We start from the raw sequence: 17,107 nt of genomic DNA, 5'->3' as shown, positions 1-17,107 counted from the left end.
CCCCTTCAACGCAGAGATGATCTCCCATTTCTCTCCAGATCTTGGAGAGAGCCCGTTTCAATGTCCGTCACTCTCGGTGATCTAAGAGGTGGGCGTTGGTGGGGCTGTGGCTCCGAGCTCGACGGCCTCTTGCGGTCCAGGCAATAAAGCCGGTCGATCTACGTCGGTCTGATCTAGTTCCGTCAAGCGATCTTGGCAAGGCTAAGAGAGCGGTAACCGGGCACCGGTCCTAAGGCAATGAAACAAGTAGCCGATGAGCGGATATCAGATAACGTGGATGACCGAAAGCAGCGGGATCATCATGGGCACATGGTGGTCGGCCACATGCGATCCGCAGTCGACTACCGCGTGAGGGTGTGTTCTCCCGCCCACCGCCGGTACCGCTCATAGACGGTCTTCCAATTGCCATACCGCTCGGGCAGATCCCGCCACGGCGCCCCGGTCGCCAGCTTCCACTAGATCCCGTTCAGAACGGTCCGGTGATCCAACCACCGGCCACCCTGACGCGGATGAGCAGGAAGCAGCGGCTTGATCCGCACCCACGCGGCATCGGTGAGCTCATGACGACGCACCATGCCCACCACAAACACCAAGACCCACCGGACACGCCCTAGCTGTACTGCCCAGGCAGGTTGGTTGAGGTTGTGTGACGACACGGTCTGACCGTGCGTGTCTGCGTGAAGGGTGAAGGCCTCCGGTTGTGGAGTGGAGCTGTCTAGGAACCGCTCCGCCAACAGGAGGCCTTGGTGTCCCACGCTAACGCTGCCCTGACCCCTCGCGGGTGTCTTCGGCTGGCGCTATGTCGGCCGCGTCCAGGGCGAACGCAACCGGGAGGCCACCGCCCGCCGCACCGGGGCCCGCAACAGCCGCTACGAGCCCCGGGTCGGCACCGCATTCGTGCACACCGCGTTCGTGCACACCGTCGTCGACGACCACTCCAGCCTGGCCTACGCCGAGATCTGTGACGACGAGAAGGCCACCACCGCGATCGCCGTGCTGCGCAACGCCGTGGCCTGGTTCGCCGAACGCGGCGTCACCACCGAGCGCGTGCTGACCGACAACGGCTCGGCCTACAAATCCCACGCCTGGCGCGACGCCTGCACCGAACTGGGCATCCGCCCCCAAAAGACCCGGCCCTACCGGCCACGGACCAACGGCAAGGTCGAACGCTTCCGCCGCACCCTGGCCGACGGCGGGGCCCTGGGCCGTTTCTACAACTCTGAGCAGGCACGCCGCAAAGCGCTACCGGCCTGGCTCCATCACCACAATCACCACCGGCGGCAAACCACCCATCACCAGATTGACCAACGTCCCTGGGCAGTACACCTAGCCCTCCAGGGTCTGATTTCGATGGGGTTTGCCCTTGACAGGGGCGCGGGTCGGTGCGGGAGTAAAGGGCGGGGGACGACGGAGGAGGAGACCGCCTTGACGGGGGTCAAATGCGGCAGCCGGCTGAGGCTGCTCGGAGGTTTCCAGCTCGAACTGTCCGGCACGGTGGTGAACCCGCCCGCGAACGGGCGGCGACTTCTGGCCTTTCTCGGTATCCGGGGCAGCTCACCCAGGTCGCTGGTGGCGGGCACGCTGTGGCCCGAGGTGACCGAGCACAACGCGCAGGGCAGCCTGCGCACCACGATGTGGCGGCTGCACCGGGCCGGGCCGACGCTGATCGACGCGGTGGGCGAGCGACTCGCGCTGGGCGCCGGGCTGGCCGTGGACTGCCGGGATCTGGCGCTGGCAGTGGCCGGGACGGCCGGGCAGCGGACCGGGGTCCGGGAGCGGGTGCTGCTGGACGGCGGCGAGCTGCTGCCGGGCTGGTACGACGACTGGGTGATCTTCGAGCGGGAGCGGCTGCGGCAGCTTCGCCTGCACGCGCTGGAGGCGTACGCGCAGCTGATGGCCGACGAGGGCGACTATGCGCGGGCGTTGCAGCTGGTGCTGGAGGCGGTGCAGTCCGAGCCGTTGCGGGAGAGCGCCCACCGGGTGGTGATCGGCATCCATCTGGCCGAGGGCAACGTGGTGGAGGCGCTGCGGCACTATGCGTTCGTCCGCGACCTGCTGCGCAGCGAGCTCGGCATCGCACCGTCGCGGAGGCTGACCGCGCTGCTCCCGGTGACAGGTCCGTGACGGGCTTGTGACGGCGGGCGGGCAATGTGCCTGGAGTGGGCATGGACGAGCCACCGCGGGCCAGGAGCGCCGTCCTCGTCGTCTATGTCTGGCTGGAGGCGGAAGCCGCCGACGGCGGCTTCCGTGCCCGCGTCACCTCGACCCCGGACGCGCGCGAGCCCGGTGAGTCGACGGTCGTCACCGATCCCGCACAGCTGATGGAGCTGGTGGGGGAGTGGCTGGCGCGGTCGCTGGAGGGCGGCTAGGGGTTGGGGCCGACGCGCACCGGGCGGGGCGCCGGGGGTGCCGCGGCGGCGCGGGCGTCGGCGGCGCGGTGGTCGGCGAGCCCGGCGGCCGGTGGTGCGGGGATGTCCCAGATGTCCTGCGCCAGCTGGGCGTACAGCAGGATGTCCTCGGGCCGCACGATGGCCCCCATCTGCAGTGCCATGAGCGCGAGGGCCACCCGCTGCTGCTGCGGCACGGTCAGGGCGTGGAACCCGGGACAGACCGACCGCGCGACCGCGCTGTCGGCCTTGGCGCGTTTGCTCACGGACGCCGCCTCGACGGTCCAGTCCGATGTCGCGCCGACCACGCCGGCCGGGCAGCGCTTGCTGCCGTCGGGTTCGCAGGTGAAGCTGGCCCCCAGCAGCCAGGTCGTCGCGGACCTGTTGATCGTGGTCATGTCGGTGAGGATCGCCGTGATCCGGGCGTCGTCGGGAGCGCTGCCGAACACGACGGTAACCTTCGCCCGCGCGTCATCGGGGTAGGCCCCGGTCTGCTGGAACTCCTGCCGCCACACGTCGATATGCGTCAGGGCACGCCGCATGAGCGCCTGCGACCACGCGGCCGCGTCCAGCACCCGGCCAGAGTCGTCCGGAGTGCAGCCCATGGCGACGTCGGCCGGGATCCGCTTGATCGCCCCGCCGCGTCCGGCGAGCAGGAACGCCAGCGAGGCATAGCTCTCCGCGTTGGCCAGCGCCTCCTCGGTCGACAACCGGGTCAGCAGCCGTTCGCCCGCGTAGGCACGGTCGAGCGGCCGTGATTCGTACGCCGCCTTCTCCCGGGAGCCGCGGCCGGGGACCACCGCGTGTGCGAGCTCGTGCAGCAGCGTGAGGGTGTCCGCGCTCTGCCGCGCCGCGCTGGGCGGGCGGCAGAGGATGATCTCGTACGGCACCGGGGACTCGCCGAGCACGTTGGGCACATCGCAGGCCTCCTGCCGGCCGCGGGCCCGGTACGGCAGGTGCATGTAGAGCGAGCGGCCCCCGTTCAGCTCGGCGGACATCAGCTGCAACCGCCGGACGACGAGCCGGGCGTACTCGGGATCGACGGTCCGGAAGTACAGCTGCAGGCCCGCACCGGCCGCGGCATGCGCCGGGTCGGCCGGATCGCCGTGCCACCCGGCCAGCGCGGTGGCCGCCGCGTCGAGCACGGTGCCGCCGTCGCGGGCGGTGTCCCGGACGGCGCGGACGGCATCGCGCGCCGCCGCCGCCCGGGCGAGGACCGCGGCGGGCCTGGCGTGCCCGGTCGGGCCGGGCGTCACCTGTGTCTGTGCCTTGCCGAGGGAGTCGATGAGCCGAGACACGGTGCCGGGGTCGGCGAGATTGGCGTACGGCAGCTTGGCGAGCACCGCGTCCAGGTCGCCTTCGTACGTGGTCGACGCGGCGGCCTCAGCCGGGGTGAAGGCGGTCCGCCCGGCCAGCATCTCCGTCCGGAACGCTGTCGATTCGAGCCAGCGCGCCAGCGTCTCGCCGTAGCGGGGCTCCTCGCGGGAGCGGACGTCGAAACGGGCGCGGTAGGCGATCCCCAGCGCGGTGTCCGCCGCCTCCCGGACCGTGTGCAGGAACGCGGTGTAGGCCGCGCGCAGCTCGCCGACCACCACCGCATCCGGCTGCTGGATGAGATGCTGCGCTTCGTAGACCGCCTTGCCGCTGCTCAGCGCCGCCTGCACGTTCGTCTGGTTGAATCGCTCCGCCACCCGGTCGGCGATGTCAAGCGTCGGCGTCCTTCCCAGATCCGCCTTGGCGGTGTCCCGCTGTGTGCGCAGCTGTTCGCCCAGCTCCTCCAGGAAGCGCACCGCGGCGCGGGCGGTCTCCTCCTTGGCGTCGGCGGTCGCGGGCGCGCTCTGGCGGCGCAGCACACCCCGGCCGCCGCTGCGCTGCTGCGCGACGTGGACCAGTTCATGGGCGAGCGTATGGCGTGAGCCCGCCGAGTGCCCGAAGACGACGTCGCTGCCGACGGTGAAGGCGTGCGCGTCGACGGCGCGGGCGGCCGCGTCGGCGTCGGACCCGGTGCGCAGCCGTACATCGCCGAGGTCGACGCCGAGGCGGGGCTCGAAGAACTCCCGGTCGGCGGCGGGCAGGGGCGTGCCTGGGCGGGCGAGGGCCGCGTGCACGGCGGCCGGTACGGGTCCGGAGGCCGCGCCGGACCCTGCGGCCGAGGGCCGGGCAGCCCCGTGCGAGTGGTCACCCGAGATCTCGCCGGCAGTGAGCGATCCTCCGGCCACCAACCGGGCGGCCAGCCGGTCCGCCTCGTGCTCCAGGGGGTCGCGGCTGCCGCCCAGCCGCAGCGGTGACTGCCGCTGCGGCGTGGACTTGGGCGTGGACTTGGGCGCGGGCGTGGGCGCCTGGGCATGGGCTCGCATGTCAGCGCGGGGCGGCCGGGCCGCCCACCGGCGGAGGCGGACCCAGCCAGCGCAGCAGGACCTCCAGGTCGGCGGGACCGAGCGTGTTCTGGCTGCCCGAACCGGTCTTCCTGGCGTCCTCGAAGAGGTTGAACATCCACGAGGTATCCGCCTTGGCCGGAGCGAGTGACTCGTGGCAGTTCGGGCAGTCCGACGGCTTACCGCCCGCCGACCGCTGCGGCGGGTTGACGGAGGCGTCGAAGGCCTTCTCGGCAAGGAACCGCCCGGCGATGCCGCCCGCGAACCCCAGCGTGAGCCCGGCCACGACCAGGCACAACGGCGCGGTGGCGGCACACAGCAGACCGGCTCCGGCGCCGAGGATCAGACCGCCCGCAAGGCCGCCGGCCACACCCGCGATCACCCGGGGCCGCTGCTCCTTGGTGGCGAAGGCGATCTCCAGGCCGCCGACCACCAGCCCGACGACCATCAGCACCCTGCCGCCGATCTTGAGCACCCGCAGCAGCCGCGGGAACTGGGTGGCCACCGCGGGCCCGGCCGCTCCGGCCGGCGTCTCCAGCGGCGACGGGCCGCCGGCCTCGCGGACCTTGGACGCCTCGTTGATCAGCTTGATGACCTCGCCCTGGGAGGCGCTGCCCTCGCCGCCGATCGAGGTCACCGAGCCCTGTCCTGGCCGCCCGACCGGACCGCCGAGGCCTTCCTCGATCTGGCCGATCGCCCACAGGCCGCAGTTGGAGCCGACGCAGAACGGCTGGGCCAGCCCGGGCCGCCCGGCCGCGTAGTTGGACGGCACGGCGGTGTATTCCAGCGGGACCCCGGGCCGTCCGCCGGGCCCGACCTCGGGGATCGTGCCCAGCAGCCGGGTCGCCTGCTCGGGGGTGATCGGGTACTCCAGGGTCCGCGCCGCCGTCGAGGTGAACAGGTAGGCATCCGAGGACAGCACGCCCGGCGCGCCCTTGGCGCCGCTCTCGACGGCCTTGAAGTTGCGCACCAGATCCACGATGCCGGCCCACGTGCCGGTGACCGGGTTGAACCCGCGGACCGCCACGATCTTGCCGGCCTGCCGCACGTACAGGGCGGTGTGCCCCCAGTAGTCCAGCGGCGCGGCCGGGTCGAAGAAGTTGAACTGCGGCGAGGTCACCGGGGCGGTCACGTTCGTCCGCGGGATCGCCACGATGCCGACCGAGGTCTGCCCGGCCCCCGACCCCGGCAGGCCGAAGGTCTGCAGCGAGGTGTTCGCGGCGGCCAGGCCGCTGCGCGCCCCGACGGCGAGCGCCTCGGTGCCGCGCTGGGCCGCCGACCCCGGCCCCTGGAAGACCGCCAGCGGGACCAGTGTGGTCACCTTGCCTTCCGGGATCGCGGCGGTGACCTCCGGCGGAAGCCCCGGGACGTCGTACAGCTCGAAACCCTGATCCAGCGGCAGCGCGGCCGGACGGGGGACGGTCGGCCCCTGCGCCGCTCCGCTGCCCCCGGGCGGCGGGGTCTGCCGCTGGATCGTCTCCTCGCCATGGCCTCCGCCGTGGCACCCGCACTGGTCGGGCGGAGTGGAGCCGCAGCGCTGGATCACGGGCCGGGTGGCAGCCATGACCGATCCCGGGGCCCGCCCGCCGGCCACGACGGTCTCGGCGACCCGGTCGGCCTCCGCCTCGAACCGGTCGCCGGGCTCGCTGATCCGCAGCCCTTGCACGCCGTGCGCCCCGGACACCGCGCCCTGGCGCTGCTGGACCACATGGGTCAGCTCGTGCGCGAGCGTGCGCCGCCCCGCCGCCGTCTCCGGCGTGTAGTGCCCGTCCCGGAACACCACGTTCGCTCCGGAGGTGTAGGCGGTGGCGCCGATGGCCCGCGCGGCGGCGTCGGGCACCGCGCCGGTGTGCACCTGTACGTCGCCGAACGAGTGCCCGAGCTTGTCCTCCATGTCGGCGCGGACGCTCGCTTCCAGCGGCCGCCCGCCGCCGCTCACCGCCCGGCGGACGAGGCCCGCCGGGGTGCCGTCGCGGCTGAGTTGTGCCGTGGCGTGCATGACTCACCCCCACCCACTATCAAAGAACCACGGCGTCACATCCCCGTCACCCCGTCCGGGCCGCCCGCACGGTGACGCGGCAGTGACGGAACGGTGACGGAACCGCGGGGAAGATGAGAATTCCACTTCTCGGCCGTCCAAGGGGCACCGATGCCGGTCCAGACCTCCTTCCCGGGCGTCTATGTGCAGGAAGTCCCGTCCGGGGTGCGCACCATCGTGGGTGTCTCCACCTCGGTCACCGCGTTCGTCGGGCAGACCCGGCAGGGACCGGTCAACACGCCGGTCGCCGTCCGGAGCATGGCCGAATACGTCCGCACCTTCGGGCTGCCATGGGACGAGGCCCGTCCGATGGGGCACGCCGTCCAGCTGTTCTTCGTCAACGGCGGCGCGCAGGCGCTGGTCGTCCGGGTGGTCGGCACCGTGCCCGACGGCGCCCAGGTCAAGCCCGCCCCGGCGGCGACCGCCAACCTGGTGCACACCACCGGCACACCGCCGCCACCGGTCCTCACCCTCACCGCCAGGGGCGCGGGCGTGTGGGCCAACAAGGCGGGTGGGCAGGGGATGGAGGCCGCCGTCGCCTACGGCACGGCGGAGAACCCGGCCGACCTGTTCGGCGTGACGATCCGGCTCCGCGGCCGGGATCCGCGCACCGGGGAGTCGGCGCTGCTCACCGAGGAGACGTTCGGCAACCTGTCCATGGCCTCCGCGCATCTGCGGTACGCCCCCACCGTCCTCGCGGGGTCCACGCTGGTCACCGCGACGGTCGCGGCCAACGCGCCGACGACCACCGACCAGGCCACCTCGACCGGCGGCGACGTGGGCACCGGCGACGTGACGATCGGGACCACCACCGGCACCCTGCGGGTCGCCGTCGACTACGGCCCGCCGGTCGATCTGGTCATCTCCACCAAGTCCCCGGCGGCGGCCACCAGCAAGGCCGACATCCGCAAGGGCATCAACGACGCGGCCGCCGCCGCCGGGGTGCCGATCACGGCGGCCGGCGGCAACACCAACTTCCTGCTCACCACCACCGGGACCGCGGGGCCCAACCGGTCGGTCGTCGTGCTCGTCGCTCCGCAGAACGACGCCTCCCAGGTGCTCAAGCTCGGCCGTACCTGGGGCGGCGCCGAGGTGTCGGGCGCGGCGAAGGCACGGCCCGCCGAGACCCTTGCGCCGGCCGGGTTCACCGGGGGCTCGGACGGCACGTTCAGCGCCGACAGCGTCGTGCCGACCTCAGGAGACGGCGGCATCTACGCGCTCGGCTCGCTGGAGTTCCCCCGGTTCAACCTGCTGTGCCTGCCCGACCTCCCAGCCAGCAACCTGGCCGACACCGCCACACTGGTCAACAACCAGAAGCTCACCGAGGCGCTGGCCTACTGCGTCCGGGAGCGGGCGTTCCTGATCGTCGACACGCCCAAGGTGTGGCCGGTCGCCCCCGCGCCCAACCTCGGCGGGCTGCCGGCGCTCGGCGAGCACGGCGCGATCTACTACCCGCGGGTCACGGTGGTGGAGCCCGGACCGGGCGGCCTGCCGCTGACGCTCAGCCTGCCCGCCTGCGGCGCGGTCGCGGGCGTCATGGCCCGTACCGATGCCTCCCGCGGCGTCTGGAAGGCCCCGGCGGGCCTGGCCGACGGCGGGATCGCGGGCATCGCCGGGCTCAGCGCCGGCACCGACGACAACCTGTCCGGGGTGCTCAACCCGCGCGGCGTCAACGTGCTGCGGACCTTCCCGGGCGCGGGCGCGGTCATCTGGGGCGCGCGCACGATCAAGGGCGCCGACACCCAGAGCTCGGACTACAAGTACGTGCCGGTCCGCAGGCTGACCAGCTTCATCGCCGGCTCGCTCTATCTGGGCACCCAGTTCGCGGTGTTCGAGGGCAACGACCCGGACCTGTGGGGCCAGCTGAGGCTCGCGGTGACCACGTTCATGCGCACCCTGTTCGACCAGGGCGCGTTCCAGCAGGGTCCGAGCCGGGCCGAGTCCGACAGTTTCTTCGTGACGTGCGACGAGTCCGTCAACCCGCAGTCGGAGATCGATCTGGGCCGGGTCAACGTGGTGGTCGGCTTCGCCCCGCTCAAGCCGGCTGAGTTCGTGATCATCTCCATCACCCATATCTCGAACCTGGAGGCGTGAGGGTGGCTGCGTTCAAGGTCGGCGGCGCGGACCGCTACGACCCGTACAAGACGTTCATGTTCCGGGTGATGTGGGACGGCGCCTACGTGGCCGGCCTGTCGAAGATGGGCCCGCTCAAGCGCACCACCACCCCGGTGGTGCACCGCGACGGGGCCGACCCGGCACGCGAGCGCAAGAGCCCCGGGGTGACCAAGTACGACGCGGTCACCCTGGAGCGCGGCGTCACCCTGGACGTGGAGTTCGAGAAGTGGGCCAACCTGGTGCACTCGCTGAACAACCCGCAGTCGCTGACCGGGTTCCGCAAGGACCTGATCGTGGACATCTTCAACGAGGCCGGGCAGAAGGTCATCTCCTACAAGCTCAACCGGTGCTGGGTCTCGGAGTTCCAGGGCCTGCCGCAGCTGGACGCGGCCAACGCCGCGGTGGCCATCGAGACGATCAAGATCGAGCTGGAGAGCTGGGAGCGCGATGTCGCCTGGGTCGCTCCGGCGGAGACCTAGGCCCGCCGTGGACGAGCGGGATCTCGCCGGGATGCGCGCGCAGGCCACCGAGCTGGGCCAGGTCGCCGTGGTGCTGGCCGCCGCAGGGCACGACCCGGCGAGCACGCGGGTGGCCGACGGCGACCGGCTGCTGCTGGCGCTGCACCGCGAGCTGACCGGGCAGGATCTGGAGTTGGCGCTCGCCTGCCCGGCCTGCGCGACGGTGAGCGCGGTACGGCTCGGCCCCGACACGGTGCCCGCGGTACGGCCCCGCAGCGCCGTGCTCGGCGTGCGCGGCGGGCTGCGCCAGCCGACGTACGCCGACCTGGCCGGGCTGCCCGCCGACGGCACGGGCGATGCCGTGCTGCTGCGTCGCTGCGTGGTCGGCGACCCCGCCCGCGAGCCGTCCGCCGCGGACTTCGTGCTGATCGACGACTCGCTGGTCGGGCCGCTGGTGTTCGCCTGCGCCGGGTGCGGGGCCGACGTCGAGGAGCCGATCGACCTGCAGAGCCTGCTGCTGCGCGCCCTGCTGCGGGTGCTCGACGGGCTGGACGCCGAGGTGCACCTGCTGGCTTCGGCGTACGGGTGGGACCTGGCGACGATCGAGGCGCTGCCCAGGGAACGCCGCCGGCGGTTCGCGGCCCTGATCGCGGACGGAGCGGGACGGTGAGCGCGCTGTCGCGGATGACCGGCCGGGCGAGCCGCCCCGCCATCCGCTGGGGCACCCTCGGCCCCCACGCCAACGTGGGGGTCGGCGAACCGGCGGTCGGCGGGTCCCCATCGGCCCAGCCGCCGTCCGCCGCTCCTCTAGCCGAACGCCCGACCGCGCCGGAGGCCGCATCCGCCGCGACTGGACCCGCCGCACCAGCTCCCGCGCCGACAACGGCCACGACATCCGTGCTGCCACCAGGATCGGCAGCCCGTTCACCCTCCGCGCGGCAAGCAGGTGCGCCTGCCACCTCACCGTCCGCGCTGGCTATGGGTGCGGCTGCCTCGCTGTCGTCCGCGCTGACACCGGGATCGGCTGCCACATCGCCATCCGCGCTGCCACCAAGATCGGCCGCCACGTCACCGTCCCGGCTGCCTACGGTAGCCGCCGCGATGTGGTCCGTGCTGTCACCAGGAGCAACTGCCACGTCTTCGTCCGCGCCCACGCCGGGGGAGGCTGCCGCGCCACTGACGGGACCGGCCGCCGCCTCGCCGGTGGCGCCACCACCAGCAGCTCCCGCCGCCGCGTCATTGTCCGCGCCTTCCATGGAAGTATCCATCGCCTCAACGGCTGCGGCGTCAACAGAACCTGAGTTGTCCGGAGGTGGGGCAGCCGCGCGACCATACGGGCCGTCCCCGGAGCCCAACGTCCCGCCTCTGGCTGGGCTCTCCGGCGAGTGGGCCGATGCGCGTCCGTCGGCATGGGCTGCTGGGCCGGCCGCAACGCATTCGGCGGTACCGATCACGGGGCCGGGCGACCCGCGATCATCGGCGCCGTCCGCTCAGCAGTCGCACGAGGCCAACGCATCAGTCGAACCTGCAGCCGTACGATCCAGCATGCCGCCAGACGGCACCGGCGCCGCCGCTCTCGATCTGGGGAGGGCCGCCTCGAGCTGGCTCGCCGGACCGGCGGAGGCACAGCCGGCGCCCGCGCCCGAGCCGGTCGTCAACATCGGCCAGATCACGGTCTTCTCCCCGCCCGCCGCGGCTCCGCCCGCCGACGCCCTCGGGTCGCTGGCCGCCCGCAGGCAGGGCCGGTCCCGGCACGGCTCGGGTGGTGCGTCGTGACCCCTGCCCGCGCCTTCCTGGCGGTCGACGAGACGCTGAAGAAGCTCACCGACACCGGGCTGTCCGACGCCGGAATCACGCAGAAGCCCGCGGTCACCGTCGGCCCCCTGGACCGGGACGACGACGGGCCACGGCTCAACTGGTTCCTCTACCGGATCACACCGAACGCGGCCTTCCGCAACATGGAGCACCCCCGCAACGGCACCCGGACAGCCCGCGGAGCACCGCCCCTCGCGGTCCGCCTGCACTACCTGCTCAGCGCGTACGGGGCCGCCCCGACCTCCGCAGGCGACTCCGAGGAGCTCATCCACGTCGCGCTCGCGGCGGTCATGCGGCGGCTGCACGAGAGCCCGATAGTGGGGCCCGGCTCGCCGTTCCTGCCCACCCCGCCGCCGGTGCTGCTGGAGCCGATCCGCATCACCATGGACGACTTCGACATGGAGAACGTGTCGCGGATCTGGACGGCCGCGACCAAGCCACTGCGGCTGTCGATCGCCTACTCGGTGGGCCTGGTCGTGGTGGAGCAGCAGCGCACCCACCAGCCGGGCCCGCCGGTGACCGGCCCGCCGGTGATCACCGTGGGCCGGCCGGGGCCTCGCCTCGGAGCGCCCGACCCGGCTCGGCTGGGCGGGGACGTCACGACCAAGGTGACCGTCTCCGGGGCCGGCGCCGGGGCCTCGTTCCGGCTCGCCGCCGACCCCGACGACCCGGCCGGCGCGCCGCCCGAGGGCTGGCCGATGACGACCGTGACGACCGGGCCGGACGCCCGCACGATGCGGCTGCCCCGGCACGACCTGGTACCCGGTATCCGCAGCCTGGACGTGGTCGCGCTCGCCGAGGGTCTGCCCGCGGGTCAGGACAGCACGGCTCTCACGATCGTCCCTACGATCCGTACCGTCCCTGGTGGCGGCGCGCTCACGGTGGGCGCGCCGGTCACGCTTGCCACCGCGCACTCGGCCCCGGGGACCGAGCTGTTCCTCGACGCCGTCCCCGTCCCGGTGACATCGGTGACCGCGACGTCGGTGGAGTTCGAGGTCCCGGACGCGCCGGGCGAGCACACCCTGACCCTCCGCTCGCGGCACGTCACAGGCGATCCGGTCCCGGTACGGGTGACCCCATGACGGGCCTATGGCCGCGGCTCCGCCGCTCCAGGTCATGGCGCTTTGCCGCCCTGTCTCCCCTCGTCGCCTACAAGATCGCTCGGACGCTCACGATCGTGACGCTCCTCAGTCCGGACAGGGCGGCGCCATGACCGCCTTGGACGCCGCACGCGACTTGCTGTGCCTGGCCCTGCGGCATTACCTGCTGTGGTTGCGGAGCAGGTGGGCGGAGGGGGATGACGCCCCGGGTGCGGAGATCAACCGGCTGGTGGCAGCGGTCGGGCCCCCGCCGCCTGCGGACCAGGCGCACTGTGCCGCGTTCGGGGAGCTGCTGACCTCGGTGATGGTCGAGGACGAGGTGCTCACCGCGCTCGGGCTCGACCCGGTCGAGCGGCTCACCGTAGCCGCCGTCTGGTGGGCGGAGACCGATCCCCAGTTCGCCGTGCTGCTGGGCTGCGGGCACGATGACGGGACCCGGCGGTACGCCTCGGCCGCGCTGCTCCGGCTGGTGCTGCGCCCCTTCGGATTGTCCGCACCGCCGTCCTGGGAGCCGGCCGACCCGCTGGTCCACCGTGGCCTGCTCGAGCCCGTGGCCGGTCCTGAAGCCGTACTCCGGCTGACTCCGACAGCCCGCCGGGTCCTGGACAGCGGGCTCCCGGCATCGCGGCACGAGGACGAGGCGGAGCCGGAGCAGGAGCACGAGGGGGCCGGGCTGGTCGCGGCGCTGCTGGCCGGCGGTGCGGTGTTGCTGCGCGGCGGGCCCGAGGCGGCGGACCTGGCGCGGGCGGCGGTGTGCCGGCACGGAGCCGCGGCGCTCGATGGGACCACGGTTCCGGCCGGCGAGCTGCGCCTGGCGGCCCGCCTGGGCGGGCTGGTCCCGGTGGTTCCCGCCGAACGGCTGGCGGAGCTGGCCTGGACGCCCGAGGACGGACCGCTGGTCGCCTACGGTGACCCCGCCGCCCCCGCGTACGGGGTCCAAGTGATCGACCTGCCCCGGCCCGCTCCGGCAGAACGCGCGGCGGCCTGGCTGCGGGCGCTGGCCCGGGCGGGACTGCACGGACCGGATGCCGAACGCTGCGCTGCCCGGCTAGGCGCTCGGCTGGCGCTCGGCGAGGCCGACATGCGGGCGGCGCTGCGGCAGGCGGAGCGGGTGGTCGCGGCCGGCGGGAGGGAGCTGGGACCCGACGATGTTTGGCAGGCGGCCCGCAGGCTGCCCCGGCACGAGCTGCGCCGGGTGGCGACCCTGGTGGTGCCCGCCTTCACCCTTGATGATCTGGTGCTCCCGGCCGACGTACGGGCGCAGCTAGAGGAGATCGTCGCGCACGTCGCGCTGCAGGACCTGGTGCTGGACGAGTGGGGCTTCCGCGAGCGCCTGCCGCGCGGCCAGGGGGTGGCGGTCCTGCTGTCCGGCCCGCCCGGCACCGGTAAGACGATGGCGGCCGATGCCCTGGCCGCCACCTTGGACCAGGACCTTTACCGCATCGACCTGTCGGCGGTGGTGTCGAAATACATCGGCGAGACCGAGAAGAACCTCGCACTGGCCTTCGACGAGGCCGAACGTGCCGCCGCCGTGCTCTTCTTCGACGAGTGCGACGCGCTGTTCGGCCGCCGCACCGAGCAGCGGGACGCGCACGACCGGTGGGCGAACCTGGAGGTCAACTTCCTGCTCCAGCGGGTGGAGACCTTCACCGGCCTGGTCGTGTTGGCCACCAACAAGCGGCAGGCGCTGGACGAGGCGTTCCTGCGGCGGCTGCGCTTCTCCATCCGCTTCGACCTCCCGGGACCCGCACTGCGCGAACGGCTGTGGCGCCGGTCCTTTCCGGCGCAGACGCCGCTGGAGGAACTCGACGTCGCCGCGCTCGCCGGGCGCGAGCTGGCGGGCGGCTCGGTGCAGAACGCCGCGCTGGCCGCCGCGTTCCTGGCCGCCGCCGACGGCGGCCGGGTCCGGCCCCACCACCTCGACCATGCGCTCCGGCGCGAATACGACAAGCTCGGCAAGGTCTGGACGGAGGATCCGGCATGACCTACCCATGGACGCGCCTTCGGCACGGCGGGTCACGGCGCTTTGACCCCCGATTTTCCCTCCATCCTTGTCGCTTGCGCTCTTCAGTCGTCAGTCCAGATCGGGAGGCGCCATGACCGCCAGGAAGGATCCGCACCCCACGGCGACGATCACGGTGCGGACCGCGTCCGCGCCCGACCCCCAGGTGCTGCGCGGCGTCATCGCGGCCCGGCTGGCCGGGCGTGCGGTGCCCGACGGGCCGGAACGGGCCGTGGCGGACGCGGTGGCACGGCACGTCGCGCAGGCCGCAGGGGAGGCCGGCCGATGCCGCTGATCAAGGGGATGATGCTGTCGTTCTCAGACCCGCTGCTGGCGCTGATCCCGACGATCGTGTTCTTCCAGTACAACCCGACCAGCGTCACCCGGGTGCTGACCAGCCCCGCCCCGGCGACCGGCAGCACCGGGGAGGGCGCGGTCGGCGGGGGCGGCGGCGCGGCCAAACCCTCGTCGGAGACCTACTCGCTGAAACTCGAACTGGACGCCACCGACGGCATCGCCTCCGACGGGCCGCTCACCACGGTGTTCGGGATCGGGCCCCGGCTGGCCGCGCTGGAGATGCTGATGCAGCCGGTGGGCAGCTCGCTGCTGGGCAATCTGATCGGCGGAGCGCTCGGCGGCCCGCCCGGAGCCACCATCCCGGCCGGGAAACTGCCGGTCGTGCTGTTCGCCTGGGGACCCGGCCGGATCACGCCGGTCGAGCTGCGTTCGCTGACGATCAACGAGACCGCCTTCGACACGCTGCTCAACCCGATCCACGCGACCGCCGACCTCAGCCTGACCGTGCTGCGCAAGGAGGACCTGCCCAAGGACGACAAGGTCGCCCGGCTGGCCGCCGACTACTACAAGGGCTTGCGCGAGGTGAAGGCGGTCATCCAGCTGCCCCAGATGATCGAGCTCGGAGGCTGAGATGTACGACCCGGCCTCCCGCTACGCGGGGCTCGCGATGCTGACGGTGACCCTGCCCGACGGCACCACCCGGGTGATGTCCGCGCCGCGTGCCGCGCCCGCCGGACCCACCGCCGGGCCGTACGACATCGGGCCCGGTCAGCGGCTGGACCTCCTGGCGGGCGGCCTGCTGGGCGACACCACCCTGTGGTGGCGGATCGCCGACGCCAATCCGTCCGCTGACGCCGCCCGGCTGGAAGAGCCGGGCGGCACGATCCAGCTGCCCGGGGGGTGAGGCGGGCCATGCCGAGCACGATGCTGCTCGAGGTCGACGGCGTCGAGATCACCGCCGAGGACCTCGCCGCCCTCGTCGAACTGCAGGCCGAGGAGGCCACCGCCGAGGCCGATGCGGTGACGGTGACCTTCCGGGCCGACGCGTCGCCGGACGGCGAGTGGCCGAGCCTGCTCGATCCGCTGGTCACCCCGCGCACGCCGCTGGTCGTCCAGCTCACCCGCGGTGATGTGGGCTACCGGTTCGACGGCTACTCCGCCGAGGCGGTGTGGGACATCGACGCAGAAGGCGGTTCGCGGCTGACCGTGAAGGCAGTCGACCGCAGCCTGGACCTGGACGCCGAGGAGAAGGCCCTCGGCTGGCCGGGCCAGCGCGACAGCGCCATCGCCGAGACGATCTTCGGCTCGTACGGGCTGGACACCGAGGTCGAGAAGACCCCCGACGCCCCCGAACCCGATGTGCACATCGCCATGCAGCGGGCCACCGACTGGGCGTACGTCCGTGCCCTGGCCGCCAAATGGGGGTACGCCGCCTACCTGGAGGCCGCGGCCGATCTCGGCATCCCCGGTGCGGCCGGAACCGTGACCGGTCATTTCCATCCGATCGACCCGCTCGCCGACCCGCAAGGGGAGATCGCGCTCGGCTTCGGCGGCGACGCCTTCAAGGCGCAGGTACGGGTCGACCTGCTGGGCGGCCAGCGGGTCGTGGCCACCAGATGGCCCGCGCTGGCCGCCGCCGCCGTGACGGCCGACGGCCCGGGAGACGACGAGCCACAGGGCGCGGACTCGCTGGCGGCCCAGGTCACGACGCTGCTCACGCCCGATGACGTCACCGGCGAGGTCGACCCGCAGGAGGCGGCAAGCGCGCTGGCCCGCCGCAGCGCCTACACGGTCACCCTCACCGCCACCCTGGACACCGAGCGCATCGGGCTGCTGCTGCGCGCCCGCCGTCCGGTGCTGGTCCGCGGGCTGGGCTCGGTGCTGTCGGGCCGCTATCTGGTCGACAAGGTCCGGCACACGGTCACCTTGGAGGCGCATCGCCAGGAGGTCACCCTCAAGCGCAACGCGCTGGGCGTGACCGGCGACGAGCCGTTCGGCGCCACCGGCGGACTGTTGGGAGGGCTGCTCTAGATGGACCGCTTCTACGGCAAGTACATCGGGATCGTCACCGACAACGAGGACCCCAAGAACCTGTGCCGGTTGAAGGTGACCGTGCCCGAGGTGATGGGCGAGCAGGCGACCGGCTGGTGCCTGCCGAACTCCCCCTATGCGGGCCCCGGGGTCGGCTGGGCCGCGGTACCACCGCTGGACGCGCTGGTGCTGGTCGAGTGGCCCGCCGGGGACGTGACCCGGACGCCGGTGTGGGCCGGGGCGATCTGGTCCGACGGGGCCGGGGTGCCCGACGCCGGGCCCGCCGCGGTGCTGCTGGTCACCCCGGGCGGCCACCAAGTGCAGCTGATCGACGAGCCGGAGGGCGATGCGGCGATCGTGCTCACCGCCGCGTCCGGCGCGGTGCTGCGGCTGGACGGCGACGGGGTGCAGGTGGAGTTCGGCACCCAGAAGATCGCGATGACCGACGCGAAGATCTCCTTCAACGGCGGCGCGCTGGAGGTGAGCTGA

At 72.9% G+C, this 17,107-nt stretch carries 15 protein-coding genes and 2 pseudogenes; 14 read left to right on the top strand and 3 right to left on the bottom strand.

The window, feature by feature from the left end:
• Positions 1 to 344: 344 nt before the first annotated feature.
• Positions 345 to 572 (bottom strand): annotated as a pseudogene (locus ACH34W_RS08730) (transposase); the annotation flags it as partial.
• 217 nt (positions 573 to 789) lie between these two features.
• On the opposite strand from ACH34W_RS08730, the pseudogene ACH34W_RS08725 reads away from it, so the two are divergent.
• The 3 genes and pseudogenes from ACH34W_RS08725 to ACH34W_RS08715 all read left to right on the top strand — a co-directional run.
• Positions 790 to 1,330: pseudogene (locus ACH34W_RS08725) on the top strand (DDE-type integrase/transposase/recombinase); the annotation flags it as partial.
• Positions 1,331 to 1,350: 20 nt separating this feature from the next.
• Positions 1,351 to 2,124 (top strand): BTAD domain-containing putative transcriptional regulator, encoded by a 774-nt coding sequence (locus ACH34W_RS08720; RefSeq protein ID WP_395960232.1) that lies wholly within the window; start codon positions 1,351 to 1,353, stop codon positions 2,122 to 2,124.
• Between the two features lie 41 nt (positions 2,125 to 2,165).
• Positions 2,166 to 2,369 carry a hypothetical protein gene (locus tag ACH34W_RS08715; protein ID WP_395960231.1) on the top strand — a complete coding sequence of 68 codons (204 nt, stop codon included), beginning with the start codon at positions 2,166 to 2,168 and terminating at the stop codon, positions 2,367 to 2,369.
• Here the strand turns inward: ACH34W_RS08715 and ACH34W_RS08710 are convergent.
• Together ACH34W_RS08710 and ACH34W_RS08705 are read right to left on the bottom strand one after the other, a co-directional pair.
• Positions 2,366 to 4,744, bottom strand: a complete 2,379-nt coding sequence (locus ACH34W_RS08710; protein WP_395960230.1) for a DUF4157 domain-containing protein — start codon at positions 4,742 to 4,744, stop codon at positions 2,366 to 2,368. The genes ACH34W_RS08715 and ACH34W_RS08710 overlap by 4 nt on opposite strands.
• A gap of 1 nt (position 4,745) precedes the next feature.
• Positions 4,746 to 6,761 (bottom strand): DUF4157 domain-containing protein, encoded by a 2,016-nt coding sequence (locus ACH34W_RS08705; RefSeq protein ID WP_395960229.1) that lies wholly within the window; start codon positions 6,759 to 6,761, stop codon positions 4,746 to 4,748.
• Between the two features lie 150 nt (positions 6,762 to 6,911).
• On the opposite strand from ACH34W_RS08705, the gene ACH34W_RS08700 reads away from it, so the two are divergent.
• From ACH34W_RS08700 to ACH34W_RS08650, 11 genes are all read left to right on the top strand, one after another.
• Positions 6,912 to 8,894 carry a phage tail sheath subtilisin-like domain-containing protein gene (locus ACH34W_RS08700; protein ID WP_395960228.1) on the top strand — a complete coding sequence of 661 codons (1,983 nt, stop codon included), beginning with the start codon at positions 6,912 to 6,914 and terminating at the stop codon, positions 8,892 to 8,894.
• Entirely contained in the window at positions 8,891 to 9,394 is a 504-nt protein-coding gene (locus tag ACH34W_RS08695) for a phage tail protein (RefSeq protein ID WP_395960227.1), read from the top strand. Before ACH34W_RS08700 ends, ACH34W_RS08695 begins: the two co-directional genes overlap by 4 nt.
• A 7-nt stretch (positions 9,395 to 9,401) precedes the next feature.
• A complete protein-coding gene (locus tag ACH34W_RS08690; RefSeq protein WP_395960226.1) occupies positions 9,402 to 10,043 on the top strand; it encodes a hypothetical protein in 642 nt (213 codons plus the stop codon).
• Positions 10,044 to 10,918: 875 nt separating this feature from the next.
• Entirely contained in the window at positions 10,919 to 11,149 is a 231-nt protein-coding gene (locus tag ACH34W_RS08685) for a hypothetical protein (RefSeq protein ID WP_395960225.1), read from the top strand.
• Positions 11,146 to 12,270, top strand: coding sequence for a DUF4255 domain-containing protein (locus tag ACH34W_RS08680; protein WP_395960224.1), 1,125 nt, complete (start codon positions 11,146 to 11,148; stop codon positions 12,268 to 12,270). Before ACH34W_RS08685 ends, ACH34W_RS08680 begins: the two co-directional genes overlap by 4 nt.
• 127 nt (positions 12,271 to 12,397) lie before the next feature.
• A complete protein-coding gene (locus tag ACH34W_RS08675) occupies positions 12,398 to 14,272 on the top strand; it encodes an AAA family ATPase (RefSeq protein WP_395960223.1) in 1,875 nt (624 codons plus the stop codon).
• 112 nt (positions 14,273 to 14,384) lie between these two features.
• On the top strand, positions 14,385 to 14,585 hold the full coding sequence (locus ACH34W_RS08670; RefSeq protein ID WP_395960222.1) for a hypothetical protein: 201 nt from the start codon (positions 14,385 to 14,387) through the stop codon (positions 14,583 to 14,585).
• Positions 14,576 to 15,217 carry a hypothetical protein gene (locus ACH34W_RS08665; protein ID WP_395960221.1) on the top strand — a complete coding sequence of 214 codons (642 nt, stop codon included), beginning with the start codon at positions 14,576 to 14,578 and terminating at the stop codon, positions 15,215 to 15,217. The genes ACH34W_RS08670 and ACH34W_RS08665 overlap by 10 nt, the downstream gene beginning before the upstream one ends.
• A 1-nt stretch (position 15,218) precedes the next feature.
• On the top strand, positions 15,219 to 15,491 hold the full coding sequence (locus ACH34W_RS08660; protein WP_395960220.1) for a hypothetical protein: 273 nt from the start codon (positions 15,219 to 15,221) through the stop codon (positions 15,489 to 15,491).
• Positions 15,492 to 15,499: 8 nt separating this feature from the next.
• Entirely contained in the window at positions 15,500 to 16,618 is a 1,119-nt protein-coding gene (locus ACH34W_RS08655) for a hypothetical protein (protein ID WP_395960219.1), read from the top strand.
• Entirely contained in the window at positions 16,619 to 17,107 is a 489-nt protein-coding gene (locus tag ACH34W_RS08650) for a phage baseplate assembly protein V (protein ID WP_395960218.1), read from the top strand.

The sequence above is a fragment of the Actinomadura sp. 6N118 genome, from assembly GCF_044326415.1.
Classification (GTDB): Bacteria; Actinomycetota; Actinomycetes; order Streptosporangiales; family Streptosporangiaceae; genus Spirillospora.
Note: the sequence above shows the minus strand (reverse complement) of the source record. Positions and strands in the feature narration are given on the sequence as shown.